General features: G+C 42.7%; 13 protein-coding genes. 6 read left to right on the top strand and 7 right to left on the bottom strand.

Annotated features, from left to right (window positions below; genetic code table 11):
* Positions 1 to 20: 20 nt before the first annotated feature.
* From DC498_RS14850 to rny, 3 genes are all read right to left on the bottom strand, one after another.
* Positions 21 to 248, bottom strand: coding sequence for a Sec-independent protein translocase subunit TatA/TatB (locus DC498_RS14850; protein WP_116874964.1), 228 nt, complete (start codon positions 246 to 248; stop codon positions 21 to 23).
* Between the two features lie 149 nt (positions 249 to 397).
* A complete protein-coding gene (rplS, locus tag DC498_RS14845; RefSeq protein WP_116874963.1) occupies positions 398 to 754 on the bottom strand; it encodes a 50S ribosomal protein L19 in 357 nt (118 codons plus the stop codon).
* A 189-nt stretch (positions 755 to 943) separates the two neighbouring features.
* Positions 944 to 2,509: a ribonuclease Y gene (gene rny, locus DC498_RS14840; protein ID WP_206197628.1), complete on the bottom strand. Its 1,566-nt coding sequence runs from the start codon at positions 2,507 to 2,509 to the stop codon at positions 944 to 946.
* 152 nt (positions 2,510 to 2,661) lie between these two features.
* Between rny and DC498_RS14835 the strand changes: the two genes are divergently transcribed.
* The 6 genes from DC498_RS14835 (at position 2,662) to crtD (ending at position 8,133) form a co-directional block, all read left to right on the top strand.
* A complete protein-coding gene (locus DC498_RS14835; protein ID WP_116874962.1) occupies positions 2,662 to 3,783 on the top strand; it encodes a TlpA disulfide reductase family protein in 1,122 nt (373 codons plus the stop codon).
* 172 nt (positions 3,784 to 3,955) lie between these two features.
* Positions 3,956 to 4,399, top strand: coding sequence for a 50S ribosomal protein L11 (gene rplK, locus DC498_RS14830; protein WP_116874961.1), 444 nt, complete (start codon positions 3,956 to 3,958; stop codon positions 4,397 to 4,399).
* A gap of 27 nt (positions 4,400 to 4,426) precedes the next feature.
* Complete coding sequence (gene rplA, locus DC498_RS14825) at positions 4,427 to 5,119, top strand: 50S ribosomal protein L1 (protein WP_116875038.1); 693 nt, start codon at positions 4,427 to 4,429, stop codon at positions 5,117 to 5,119.
* A gap of 29 nt (positions 5,120 to 5,148) precedes the next feature.
* The gene (gene rplJ, locus DC498_RS14820) at positions 5,149 to 5,676 is read left to right on the top strand and encodes a 50S ribosomal protein L10 (protein WP_116874960.1); all 528 of its coding nucleotides are present in this window, start codon (positions 5,149 to 5,151) and stop codon (positions 5,674 to 5,676) included.
* A gap of 178 nt (positions 5,677 to 5,854) precedes the next feature.
* Entirely contained in the window at positions 5,855 to 6,232 is a 378-nt protein-coding gene (rplL, locus tag DC498_RS14815) for a 50S ribosomal protein L7/L12 (protein ID WP_116874959.1), read from the top strand.
* Positions 6,233 to 6,657: 425 nt separating this feature from the next.
* On the top strand, positions 6,658 to 8,133 hold the full coding sequence (gene crtD / locus DC498_RS14810) for a 1-hydroxycarotenoid 3,4-desaturase CrtD (protein WP_116874958.1): 1,476 nt from the start codon (positions 6,658 to 6,660) through the stop codon (positions 8,131 to 8,133).
* 40 nt (positions 8,134 to 8,173) lie between these two features.
* Here crtD and DC498_RS14805 read toward each other — a convergent pair whose 3' ends face one another.
* The 4 genes from DC498_RS14805 to DC498_RS14790 form a co-directional block, all read right to left on the bottom strand.
* Positions 8,174 to 9,706 carry an Ig-like domain-containing protein gene (locus tag DC498_RS14805; protein WP_116874957.1) on the bottom strand — a complete coding sequence of 511 codons (1,533 nt, stop codon included), beginning with the start codon at positions 9,704 to 9,706 and terminating at the stop codon, positions 8,174 to 8,176.
* A 244-nt stretch (positions 9,707 to 9,950) separates the two neighbouring features.
* Positions 9,951 to 10,424 (bottom strand): hypothetical protein, encoded by a 474-nt coding sequence (locus DC498_RS14800; protein WP_116874956.1) that lies wholly within the window; start codon positions 10,422 to 10,424, stop codon positions 9,951 to 9,953.
* An 11-nt stretch (positions 10,425 to 10,435) separates the two neighbouring features.
* Positions 10,436 to 12,070 carry a LamG-like jellyroll fold domain-containing protein gene (locus DC498_RS14795; RefSeq protein WP_116874955.1) on the bottom strand — a complete coding sequence of 545 codons (1,635 nt, stop codon included), beginning with the start codon at positions 12,068 to 12,070 and terminating at the stop codon, positions 10,436 to 10,438.
* Positions 12,071 to 12,135: 65 nt separating this feature from the next.
* Positions 12,136 to 12,987 carry a DUF5007 domain-containing protein gene (locus DC498_RS14790; protein ID WP_116874954.1) on the bottom strand — a complete coding sequence of 284 codons (852 nt, stop codon included), beginning with the start codon at positions 12,985 to 12,987 and terminating at the stop codon, positions 12,136 to 12,138.

The raw sequence follows: 12,987 nt of genomic DNA, 5'->3' as shown, positions 1-12,987 counted from the left end.
AAATATAATTTAATAACTAACTAAGCACTCTGTTGCTTGGTTGCGGTGGTATCTTTTTCATTCATGCCTTCTTCAATCTCTTTTTTAACGTTGCTCTTTGCATCGTTAAACTCACGGATACCGCGCCCTAATCCACGCATGAACTCAGGAATTTTACGTCCGCCAAAAAGGATCAACACAGCAAGAATGATCAATATCCACTCAGTTCCACCGGGCATTGATATTAATAAAGCATTGTAAGATAACATTGTAATAAATTTAAAGTTGAGCAAACAAAGGTACAATTTTAATGAATCGGAGAGCTAAGATAAGCAATTCGTTTGATGGTTAACCCATATTTAACAACAAACGGAAACCATTCCTGGTTTCCGTTTGAAATATATTTTTTGAGCAATATTTAGATACTCATTCTTTTTTCCTTGATCCTTGCGCTCTTACCGCTGCGGCTACGCAAAAAGTATAATTTAGCACGACGCACTTTACCTACTTTATGTAAAGTGATTGAATCAATATTAGGAGATGCTATGGGAAATGTTCTTTCAACACCTACGCCATCAGATATTTTACGCACGGTAAATGTAGCAGTGCTACCAGTACCCTGGCGTTTGATTACATCTCCTTTAAAACCCTGTATACGGGTTTTATTTCCTTCAACAACTTTATAATTAACCGTAACGTTATCGCCTGCTTTAAAGCCAGGGAACGTTTTTTGCGGAGTTAACTGTTCGTGTACGTATTGTACTGCTGAGCTCATGACTACAAATTTTAAGGGACGCAAAGGTAGGGAACGAATGCTTAAATGCCAAATGTTTTTGGAAAAGCTGTCTGCTATTAGCTATCAGCTTTCAGCCGTTATTGGTTGCTGTCAGCATCTAATAACCTGATTTTGTTTATGATTTAGTTTTAAATCCACAAACGCCCGCTGACAGCTGACTCCTGACAGCTATCTCGCTACATTCACCGCTCTCTTCTCTCTTATCACCGTTACTTTTATCTGCCCGGGATAGGTCATTTCGGTCTGTATTTTCTGGGCTATTTCAAAGCTGAGCTTTTCGCTGTCGGTATCAGACAATTTATCAGCTTCTGCAATTACCCTCAGCTCACGTCCTGCCTGTATAGCATATGCTTTCTCTACACCGGGATAGGCAAGCGCTATATTCTCAAGCTCTTTAATACGCTGGAGATACTGCTGCATAATTTCCCTGCGTGCTCCGGGCCTTGCGCCGCTGATGGCATCGCAGGCCTGTACTATCGGGGAGATAACATACTGCATTTCAATCTCATCGTGGTGAGCGCCAATGGCATTTACCACTGCCGGGTTTTCTCCATATTTTTCGGCCAGCCTGGCGCCGAATAAGGCGTGGCTCAGCTCACTTTCTTCATCAGGCACTTTGCCTATATCGTGCAGCAATCCTGCCCTTTTTGCCAGTTTGGGGTTAAGCCCCAGTTCTGCCGCCATGGTTGCGCATAGATTTGCCGTTTCACGACTGTGCATCAATAAGTTCTGACCGTAGGAAGAACGGAAACGCATACGCCCTACCATTCTCACCAGTTCTTTATGCAAGCCGTGTATGCCGAGTTCAATAACTGTTCTCTCTCCTATCTCAAGCACCTGCTCTTCTAATTGTTTGCGGGTTTTTTCAACTACTTCCTCAATACGGGCAGGGTGAATACGCCCGTCGGTTACCAGCCGCTGTAAAGCAAGACGGGCAACTTCCCTTCTTAATGGATCAAAGGATGATAACACAATCGCTTCCGGTGTGTCATCAACAATCAGGTCAACACCGGTAGCTGCTTCAATAGCACGGATATTTCTACCCTCGCGGCCAATGATCTGACCTTTTATTTCGTCTGTTTCAAGATTGAAAACAGTAACTGTATTTTCAATAGTCTGCTCAGCTGCGGTACGCTGAATGGTTTGAATAACAATCTTCCGGGCTTCTTTATTAGCCTTTACTTTAGCGTCTTCAATAATTTCCTGCTGAATAGACAGTGCCTGGGATTGCGCTTCATGTTTCAGTGTTTCCAGCAACTGGGCTTTGGCCTCATCAGCGGTTAAAGCAGAAATCTTTTCCAGGCGGCGTATATGCTCTTCCTGGTGCTTTTCCAGTTCCGTACGCTTTTGATTTACCACCTCTATCTGGCGATTCAGGTTTTCCTTGATAGCCTCGTTTTCCTTTGACTGCTTTTCCAGGTTTTCCAGCTTCTGGCTAAGGCTTTGCTCTTTCTGGCGTGCTCGTGTTTCAGATTCGTTGATCTTTTTGTTCTTTTCTAATACCACTTTATCGTGCTCGGCCTGTAGTTGTACAAACTTTTCTTTTGCTTCAAGTAATTTTTCCTTTTTTAATGTTTCGGATGTGGTTTGGGCATCGGCAATCATTTTTTGAGCCTGGGCCTCCGCGTCTTCTATTTGCTTTTTGGTATTGGCAGCAAAAACAAATTTACCCGCTATTATTCCTACCACAATTCCCACAACCCCCACTATAATGGACAAGACATTCAGTTCCATGAATTTTTAATTTATACTGTTCTTTTATGTTTTTCCTTGCTATGCTCATAATAACCATAGTAAGTTGGTAATAGGCGAAGATACAAAACAACCGCCAACGGCGTTACTGTAGTGGTAAAATTCAGTAATTTGCACATTCAATTTTTTTTTACATGAAGAAAGGATTAGCGGTTATCGTGGCTTTTATTCCTTGTTTTTTAATAGCGCAAACCTCGTTCACCCTCTCCGGAAGCCTTAACAAATTAAAGGATACCGTAAAAGTTGTTTACCTGGATTACATCTCCGGAAACGCCAGGATATCAGACAGTTCAAAAGTTGTTGATGGCAAATACAGCTTTAAAGGCATGCTTGATGAACCTACGCTGGGTCGCATAACCGCAGGTCTGTCTAAAAATAATGCTGCTGAAGATATTGCTACAAGCATTTATTTACAACCGGGTAATATCAGCGTAACCAGTACCGGCAGCTTCACCTCCATTGCCGTAAAGGGCTCGTCGGCGCATGATGATTTCAAAAAATTTGAAGATATTATTCAGCCTTACAGTGATACCATGCGCTATTACTACCAGGTATATAGTGAAGCCAGGCAAACCGGCAATACCGCTAAAATGCAGGAGATACAGTCCAAAGCAATGAAGCTTGAAGCCTATATTAAGGAGAAGGTATTTGTGCCGTATATTAAAAATAACCCTTCTTCACCGGTTTCGTTTTTTGTATTGCAGCAGTATGCGGGCAATGATATTGATGTAAACAAGGTTGAGCCTTTGTTTGCCACTTTATCACCTGCTGTTCAAAATCTTAGTTCTGCCAAACAATTAAAAGAACGTATTAACATTGAAAAAAGAACCGCCATAGGCCAGATAGCCGCTGATTTTACCCAAAACGATACACTCGGCAACCCGGTAAAGCTTTCTTCGCTGAGAGGTAAATATTTGCTGGTTGATTTTTGGGCCAGCTGGTGCGGACCTTGCCGCCAGGAAAACCCGAATGTGGTAAATGTTTATAATAAGTTTAAGGATAAAGGCTTTACTGTTTTAGGCGTATCGCTTGATAAACAAAATGCCAAAGACGCCTGGCTTAAAGCTATTCATGATGATAATCTTACCTGGACACATGTAAGCGATCTCCAGTTCTGGAATAATGCAGCCGCAAGATTATATGGTATTGAATCTATCCCCCAGAATTTTTTATTAGACCCACAGGGAAAAATCATCGGGAAAAATTTAAGAGGAGCGGAATTACTTGAGACGCTGGAAGAGGTGTTGGGGAAGTAGAGATTTGAAATGTCACATACATAAAACTTGATTATATACCCCCGTTTCAGATTTCTCAATTTCAAATTTGAAATTTCAAATCTGAAACGTACCTTTGCCGCCCCAAAAAGTTCTTTTTTGAATTTGGGAGTCTCGCCTTAGGCGGGACGCTATCACCAAAAACGTATAAAACATGGCAAAAGAAATCAGTGGCTTTGTAAAGCTACAGGTAAAAGGCGGCCAGGCGAACCCTGCGCCTCCGGTAGGTCCTGCTTTGGGTTCCAAAGGTGTGAATATCATGGAATTCTGCAAGCAGTTTAACGCTCGCACACAGGACAAAATAGGAAAAGTACTTCCCGTATTAATCACTGTTTATTCAGACAAATCTTTCGAGTTTGTCATCAAAACTCCCCCCGCAGCCGTTCAGTTATTGGAAGCCGCTAAGGTGCAGAGTGGTTCTAAAGAACCTAACCGCAACAAAGTAGGTAAAGTAAACTGGAACCAGGTAGAAGCTATCGCAAAAGATAAAATGCCTGATCTTAACTGCTTTACACTTGAAAGCGCCATGCGCATGGTGGCAGGTACAGCACGCAGCATGGGTCTTACTGTTGAAGGTAATGCCCCATGGGAAAACTAAGTAATCACTTCCAAAAATTGAATGAAAATGGCGATCACTAAAAAAAGAAAAGCTGCACAAGCTAAAATAGATAAAAACAAATCGTATTCGCTGAAGGAAGCCTCATCTCTGGTGAAGGAAGTGAATACTACAAAATTTGACAGTTCTGTTGATATTCACCTGCGTTTAGGTGTTGACCCTAAAAAAGCAGACCAGGCTATCCGCGGTACTGTAACGCTTCCTCACGGCACAGGTAAAACGAAAAGAGTATTGGTGCTTTGCACACCTGATAAAGAAGAAGCTGCAAAAGCAGCCGGCGCTGACTATGTAGGACTGGATGAGTTTGTAGCAAAAATTGAAGGTGGCTGGGTTGATATTGACGTAATTGTTGCAACACCTGCCGTAATGCCTAAAATTGGTAAGCTGGGTAAAATATTAGGTCCCCGTAACCTGATGCCAAACCCTAAAACCGGAACAGTTACTAATGATGTTGCTGCTGCGGTAAACGAAGTAAAAGGTGGTAAAATAGCCTTTAAGGTAGATAAAGCAGGTATTATACATGCTTCCGTGGGACGCGTTAGCTTTTCTCCTGAAAAAATTGCTGAGAACAGCCAGGAGTTTATCAACGCCATCATTAAGGCAAAGCCTTCAACCGCTAAAGGAACCTACCTTAAGAGCGCGTATATGGCAAGCACCATGAGCCCCGGCATTGCTATCGACACAAAATCATTAATGAACTAATGCTTTTTACAGCATAAAAATCTTTTTGTATGACCAAACAGGAAAAAAACGAAGTGATTGAGTTGCTTAAAGGCAAGTTCTCACAATACAATAACTTTTATGTTACCGATACTGAATCTCTTTCAGTAGAGCAGATTGGTAAATTACGCCGCGCATGTTTCGACAAAAAAGTTGAAATGAAAGTGGCAAAAAATACTTTGATCAAGAAAGCGCTTGAATCTATTGACAGCACAAGGTATACCGGCGTATACGAATCGCTGAACAATGTAACCGCTTTGTTGTTCTCTGAAAACCCGAAAGAGCCTGCTTTGATACTGAGCACCTTCCGTAAAGAAACCAACGGACAAAAGCCTGAATTGAAAGCTGCTTTTATTGATGGTGATGTGTTTGCGGGTGATAACCAGCTTACTGCACTTACTACCCTTAAGAGCAAAAACGATCTTATCGGAGAAATCATCGGCTTATTACAATCTCCTGCTAAGAATGTTATTAGCGCATTAAATGCCGGTAACAAATTAGCCGGGTTGATAAAGGCTTTGGAAGATAGAGCACAATAATAATGTGACAATTTGAAAATATGCTAATTTGAAAATGCAGTAAGCTGCTTTCATTTTCAAATTTTCAAATTGATTCATTTTCAAATTACTTATCCCAGCCTGAGGGATAATATACAACCAAATTTTTTTAATATCTCCGCCGGAGCACAGGCAATGAAGGCGGTAAAAATTTGAAACAATGGCAGATTTAAAAGCATTCGCAGAACAATTAGTAAATCTTACTGTAAAAGAAGTAAACGAATTAGCAACTATTTTGAAAGATGAGTATGGTATTGAGCCTGCAGCTGCTGCAGTAGCTATAACCGGCCCTGCTGCCGGCGGCGGCGCTCCTGCTGCTGAAGAAAAAACTTCTTTCAACGTAGTATTGAAAGCAGCTGGCGCTAACAAACTTGGCGTGGTGAAAGTTGTGAAAGATCTTACAGGTCTTGGCTTAAAAGAAGCTAAAGATTTAGTAGATGGCGCACCAAAACCAGTTAAAGAAGGCGTTGCAAAAGCTGAAGCTGATGAAATCGCAGCTAAATTGAAAGAAGCTGGCGCTGAAGTAGAAATCGCTTAATCCGGTTTTGAAAATAATGAAAAGGTCATCCTTTAAAAGGGATGACTTTTTTTTATTGTGGATAATGGAACGCAGAGGATACGGATAGTATGGAATGACACGGATACCTTCCGTGTATATCCGCCTAATCCATCTCATCCGTATTCCATTCTTTGCGGTCGTATTTCAATTTTTCGCTGGGGTGCTGGTATGCTGGCAGATTCCTCCTGCGTAGGAATAACAAGCTGAAGCATACCTGTTGAACAATTGTACTAATGTCGAACAATTGCTCAATAGCCGAACATACCCCCATCGCCTGTCATTCCTACGCAGGAGGAATCTGTAGAAAATTGCCTTATCGCGAAAAATCTAAATACACCCCTTCTTTGCGCCCTCTCAATTTACTCGTTGCTAATAACTATTTTCGCTAAAGATTAACCGAAACTATGCATTCACACAAAGCGATTGTTACAGGAAGCGGTGTTGCCGGTCTGGCTGTTGCTATAAGATTGTCTGTTCAGGGATACGCCGTAACTGTCTATGAAAAAAATGGGGAGCCTGGCGGCAAACTTTCCATATACAAAAAAGATGGCTACAGTTTTGACACCGGTCCTTCGCTATTTACCGATGCCGATGAATTAAAGGAGCTGTTTGATTTTGCAGGAGAAGATATTGCAGCATATCTCAGCTACCATCAGTTAGATTCCGGCTGCAAATATTTTTTTGTAAACGGAAAGACTTTTAACACATGGACAGATAAAGAAAAACTGGCGCAGGAGTCTACAGAAAAAATTGGTGAACCAGCTAAAAATATTTTGCGATACCTGCAGAAATCGGAAAAGTTATATGAGCGAATAGGGAAAGTTTTCCTGAATAATCCGTTGCAAAAAAGATATACCTGGAAAAAGAAAGCATTTTTTAAAGCATTGACCTCCGTTCGCCCCCGGTTTTTATTTTCAACACTCAATGAATACCACGAATCAGCTTTCACCACAGGAGAAGCTATACAGGTTTTTAACCGCTTTGCTACCTATAACGGTTCTAATCCCTATACTACACCGGCAATGCTTAGTATTATTCCGCATATCGAGCTGAATAAAGGCGTATTTTATCCTGAAGGAGGCATGATAAGCATAACCGATGCGCTATATGAACTTGCCCTTAAAAAAGGGGTTCAGTTTATTTTTAACACGCCTGTGCAACGTATCATCTGTGTCAATAACAATGCGAAAGGTATAGTGGTCAATGATAAAAATATATTTTCAGATATAGTGATCAGCAATGCTGATATTTATTTCACCTACAAAAATCTTTTACTCGATAACCGCAAGGCAAAGCGAATTGAGAAAAAAGAAAAAAGCAGCAGCGCTGTTGTTTTTTTATGGGGTATAAAAAAACAGTTCTCTCAAATGCATTTGCATAATATTTTTTTCAGCGGTGATTATAAAGCAGAATTTAAAACACTTTTCCAGTTAAAATCTGTTTTTAAAGACCCTACTATATACGTCAATATCACTTCAAAAATGGAAGATGGTCATGCACCGGAAGGAAAAGAAAACTGGTTTGTAATGATAAATGTGCCGGCAGATAGCGGGCAGGATTGGACAAAGATCATTGCTTTTTTAAAACAACAGGTTTTAAAAAAGCTTCGTGGCATGTTGAAAGAAGATATTGAACCATTGATTGAAACAGAAAAAATTATCAGCCCGCCTGAATTGGCAGCTGCCACTTTCGCAAATGCCGGCGCTATATATGGCGTCAGCGCTAACACATGGAAAAATGCTTTCCTCCGTCATCCCAATTTCAGTAAAGAAATAAATGGCTTATACTTTTGTGGAGGCACTGTTCACCCCGGAGGGGGAATACCATTATGCTTGAAGAGTGCAAAGATTGTGGGGGAAATGGTTAGCAATAGTGAATAGGCAATCGGTACACTTCACTATTGCCTATTCACAAGTTGTTTTATTTCTGATCCGCAACATAAATACCGCTTACCTCAGGAGCGCTTAATGCTTTGGTATAAACCCTGAAATCATCTACAAATCCTGCAAGTGCTTTCCTGGTATCGCTGCTTGCATTATATTGCCCTGTTCCATCTTCCCATATTGTAAAAGGATAATCGTTGACACTGTCCCATAAAGGTCCTTTCAGGTTATTAAGATCAAGAGGGGGTGCATATTCATACACATTTCCATCAAGATACATATTCCAGCGCTTGAGAGACTGATCAACTACAATGGTTATCATATGCCATTGGTCATCAGCCAGTGCCGGCGCCTGCGGTGTTGTTTCGTTTGCTCTCCAGTTTATCCGGTTACTCTCTCCTCCTGCATCGCCGGCCAGCTTACCCAGCCAACCCCTGCCCGTTGATCCAGGACCCGTATAGGTGAGCGCACCATCTGTTGCAAATATGAAGCCGGGGTTGCCGCCACTATCCCAATCGGAATTACCAAAAAAGCAAGGATCCGAACCAATGGCTGCAAGCTTTATCCAGAAGCTGACACTAAAACTTTCTGTAAGTCCTGGCCTTAATAAATTATGTTTAGGCAATACAGCATAGGAGCCTGCCGCAAATGATGCCACTCTTCCTCTATGCGCATCCGTTACAAAAGTTACTTTAGCTGAGGCTGTTGGTCCCTGCATGGCATCAAACCTGTTTCCACTCACATCGCTCAGATCATTATCCATCGGCAGGTAAACCAGCAGGCTGTTACCGCTGCCGCTTGTGGTAGTAAAGCTCCAGGAGGCGGGCGTTAAAAACCCTTCAAAGGCCTTACCACCGGCATCTGTAATACTGCCCGCATCGGCAAGCACATAGTAAGCGGTACCAAAGTCAAGCGGGGTTCCCAACGTAAAGGATACGGATTTACCATCAACGGCTACGGAATTGCCGCTAACCGGTATTTCTGCAACCTTTACATTTCCATCAGTTTTATATACACTGATATTACCACTACCTTTTTGTACATCAGCGGCAAAGGTTAATCCCAAAGTAAACAAAGATGCGTCTGTGCTACCGGGCACAGGGCTCATTGCACTTAATGCCAGTCCGCTGGCACCAACAGTTTTAAAAGTCCATACTGTGCCGGACGGCATTCCCATATACTGGTTTCCCAACAGGTCTGTAAAGGTTCCTGTTCCTATGGTAACGGTATAATGCTCATCAGCTTCCAGGTCAGCCGGCGGATTAATGGTTACTACCCGTGCATCTTTATCTATGGTTACAGCATCTGATTCTACATTGATATGCATGGTATCAGACTCACCCATGATCATTACTTCGCCACTTCCTTTTTTCACATTTTCGCTGAAGGTTAATACCAGGTTACTGGTAACTGCAACACCTTCAACTGCTGTAGCAGGATTATAACTTACAACAACCGGATTGGCTGTATCGATGGTATGATCGAATTTTTCTTTACACGATATCACCAGCACAATAATCAACACCAGCACTGATACCAGCAAACCAAATAACTTATTATTTTTTCTCATCCGTATGTTTTTTAAAAATTTTTTAATGTTGCCCCGCTGTGGTTCGTGTCTCACGAACCTCCTGTAATATCTTGCCGTTTTGTGATACGCAAATCACGTACTCATAACAAACACTTCCGTTTATTGCCGGGTGAGTGTTACTTTAAAATCTCCCCCTGCCGTGGTTCGTGTCTCACGAACCACTTACCCAACCCAGTTTATGATTCGTGAGACACGAACCATGGCGACCCGCGACCCGTCTCTTTTATTGCCGGGTGAGTGTTACCTTAAAATCTCCTTTACCGGTTTCTTTTGTATCCGTATTTTCCCATCCCATATAAAAAGATAGTGTTAGTGTAGACCCGGTAACCTTTACACTAAATTCATCCAGGGGTTCCACTCCCACTATATTTACCATGGCGCTGTCCTGTGCCCCGGTAACAGTCCAGCTGCCTGCACCTGCAGTGCCAAATACAATCGGGCAACCCTCTGCCAGGAATTTTGAAGGCTTGCCTTCAGCATCTGTAGTAAACACAAGGCGCATCGCTCCGAATACCTCCGGCGGAACATTGCCAGGCGTAACAATATTGCCGGGGTTCGCCCAGGTACCGGCTATCCGGCCCGATACCAATTGCTCCGGAGACAACACTTCATGTTTCAGCTTGTCTTTTGTGCAGGATGCTGCTCCTGTAATACCTGCAATCAGCAGCGCTGCAATGATTTTTGCATTCAGTCTCATTTCCTTGTTTTTTATCTGGGCACTTTAAATAAACGGTAAGGCACATTTGATTTCAATACACTTCCTTCCAATCCCCAACCGGAGTTTACACTAATTCCAAAGTGACTCAATATATTAACGGCAATATCGGTCAATCCCATTCCATAGTAAGGATGCCGCTCGCTGGCAGGGCCAACCAGTTCCCCATTATGACCTTTACCGCTATAATCGGTAATTACAGTACCTCTTACTTCATCCAGCTTCAGGTAAAGATTAAGAGAAGCTTTGTTGGGATGATTACCGTTTTCAATATTGCGGAGGTACATGTATTTTTTAATTGTTTCGCCGGAAAGCGCGTCGGTAAATATTCTCAATTCATTTAAAGAGCCTGCCCAATTGGGCGCTCCGCCGCCATATACCTGTGAGCCATCCTGGCCCAGGCATATATAATCGTAAGGAGAAGCCATATTATCCGCGTCTTTATACGTAAGCACTGATTCATTTACCTTTTCCCCATCCTGGTATATGGTACAAAGCTTTGTTTTATCAAATACAACAGCAATATGATGCCAGTTACCATCTTCCAGCACTTTGGAGGAGCCAATATCATAACGCTCGGTTTTCTGGTTGGCGATATTAATCTTCCATGTTGATCCGCTCCTGCAAATGGTAAAGCCCGGATTACCACCTGAGTCCCAGTTCTTATCTCCGATAATGGAAGGATCACTGGAATTTGCATCTGCTTTCGCCCAGAATTCGATAGTGAATTTATTCATGCCCTGCAACGGGGTACCCTTGATGGGAATACGCACATATGTTTTATCGCCGGAAGCCGCCTTATTAATCCTTAATATATTATCCGCGTTTTCACGTGGCGCCAGCGCTGTGCCGATCATTTCTTTCTTATCCATTTCAGCGCCTGAAAAAATGATAGGCACATTTATTTCTTCAGGTGTGGAACTTTGCGGGATGCCTGATTCAGTTCCTCCACGGGTAGATGCCAGGAAAATATTCCAGTCTTCATTAGCATAGCTGCTGCGGGATTCAATAGCAGCGTGTAATCCCGCCACATATTCATCAATCTTCTGGATAGCCAGCACATACTGTGCCTGCCGCAACTGGAAGCCTACTGCTTGCCCTACTTCTGCAGGACTGCTGAATTGCAGGAATACCGCGCCCATATCTGCCTGCTTCAACAACTCCACCGATTTACTATAAACCTCATCATCAGTTGAAAATTGAAATTTCTGGTCTGCAGCCCCGTTGAGCAAAGTATTTACTTCCGGTGTGCGCACAACAGAAGCAACAACCAAAGAAGATAGCGCTGACTTCATACGGCTGACTACCGAAGGGTATTGTGCAAAATTATTTCCTGAAAAAGATTCATTAACAGTAACGCCGTGCTTATCAGACGAAACGCCTGTGAGCATGGTAGACCAGCCCGAACTGGTATAAGCAGGAACACCGCCGTAACCACTCATGGTATAGGAGCCATTTACCCTGAGCGCACCAATACCAGGCGTAGCCGCATAATCAATGGCGGTATTAATAATGCCATCTATACCAATTACCAGTATTTTTTTGGCTTTTGTTTGTGCAGAAACCAAACCACCCTTTAGCAGCAGAACCACCAGTACCAAACAAGCATATTTAAACAAGTGTCTCATTTGTATATCTTTTTAATGCGCCGCTTCGCGGCTTGTATTTTCGTTTACTGTTTATACCCTACACCTTACTTATACAATCTAACCACATAACTACCGGGAAGCCCTATCACAAAGTTGAAATTGTACGACTCATAGCTCACCTGTTCCACGCCTCCAACTTCGGTAACTATTTTCCAGGTAGCGTAGGTATCTGCTTCCTTTACCGGAAATTTTACACTCCATATCTCTCCATCATTCGTATCGTTTACAAAAGTGCCTTTAAAACCTGCAGCACGGTCTTTGGTAAAGTCAATATAATCTCCGGGAAGCGGCTGACCATTGAGATATGCCACAAAACGGATCTGGTTCGGCGTCTCACCCACGCGTTCAATTTCCGGCACCTGTGCCATGCCCGACGACCAGGAGAGTACATCCATTTCCTTAAACTCCACTACAAGTGCATCTGTCAATAATTTACTTCCCGACTGGTTTGTTACCGATATATCAAAATGATACTCACCCGCAGGAACTTTGTTGCCTTCCTGTATCTCCAGCACACCGGTATATTCATTAATAGCTACGGCAGGTACCATCACAGTATCAGACTTCAGCGCCAGCTCTGCAGCGTTTTCATTGCCGGAGATCGCTTCTTTATAGCGTATCACAGGAATTTCCTCATTCAAAGCGTTCACATTTTTGCCACCGGTTTCCCGTATCTGCACAATTTCAAACTTCAGGGGCAGCGTGGAGGTGGAAGGCTGAAAATCGCCGATATTCAGTTGCAACCCGGATATAGCATACTGTTTCCTGTTTTTATATGTAATATCCGGAGCAATACTACCCTCCTGCGGAATTTTAGTGCAGGCACCGGTGAGCAGTAAGGCAGATGCCGATACCGCCACTGTTAAAAATTGAAATATCCTGTTGCTGTGTGTCAT

It is taken from the genome of Terrimonas sp., assembly GCF_003075435.1.
Lineage (GTDB): Bacteria > Bacteroidota > Bacteroidia > Chitinophagales > Chitinophagaceae > Agriterribacter.
Note: the sequence above shows the minus strand (reverse complement) of the source record. Positions and strands in the feature narration are given on the sequence as shown.

What these genes read in the sequence shown, in the direction of transcription:
- DC498_RS14850 (WP_116874964.1), bottom strand. Translation starts at nt 248, where the DNA reads ATGTTATCTTACAATGCTTTATTAATATCAATGCCCGGTGGAACTGAG.
- rplS (WP_116874963.1), bottom strand. Translation starts at nt 754, where the DNA reads ATGAGCTCAGCAGTACAATACGTACACGAACAGTTAACTCCGCAAAAA.
- rny (WP_206197628.1), bottom strand. Translation starts at nt 2,509, where the DNA reads ATGGAACTGAATGTCTTGTCCATTATAGTGGGGGTTGTGGGAATTGTG.
- DC498_RS14835 (WP_116874962.1), top strand. Translation starts at nt 2,662, where the DNA reads ATGAAGAAAGGATTAGCGGTTATCGTGGCTTTTATTCCTTGTTTTTTA.
- rplK (WP_116874961.1), top strand. Translation starts at nt 3,956, where the DNA reads ATGGCAAAAGAAATCAGTGGCTTTGTAAAGCTACAGGTAAAAGGCGGC.
- rplA (WP_116875038.1), top strand. Translation starts at nt 4,427, where the DNA reads ATGGCGATCACTAAAAAAAGAAAAGCTGCACAAGCTAAAATAGATAAA.
- rplJ (WP_116874960.1), top strand. Translation starts at nt 5,149, where the DNA reads ATGACCAAACAGGAAAAAAACGAAGTGATTGAGTTGCTTAAAGGCAAG.
- rplL (WP_116874959.1), top strand. Translation starts at nt 5,855, where the DNA reads ATGGCAGATTTAAAAGCATTCGCAGAACAATTAGTAAATCTTACTGTA.
- crtD (WP_116874958.1), top strand. Translation starts at nt 6,658, where the DNA reads ATGCATTCACACAAAGCGATTGTTACAGGAAGCGGTGTTGCCGGTCTG.
- DC498_RS14805 (WP_116874957.1), bottom strand. Translation starts at nt 9,706, where the DNA reads ATGAGAAAAAATAATAAGTTATTTGGTTTGCTGGTATCAGTGCTGGTG.
- DC498_RS14800 (WP_116874956.1), bottom strand. Translation starts at nt 10,424, where the DNA reads ATGAGACTGAATGCAAAAATCATTGCAGCGCTGCTGATTGCAGGTATT.
- DC498_RS14795 (WP_116874955.1), bottom strand. Translation starts at nt 12,070, where the DNA reads ATGAGACACTTGTTTAAATATGCTTGTTTGGTACTGGTGGTTCTGCTG.
- DC498_RS14790 (WP_116874954.1), bottom strand. Translation starts at nt 12,987, where the DNA reads ATGACACACAGCAACAGGATATTTCAATTTTTAACAGTGGCGGTATCG.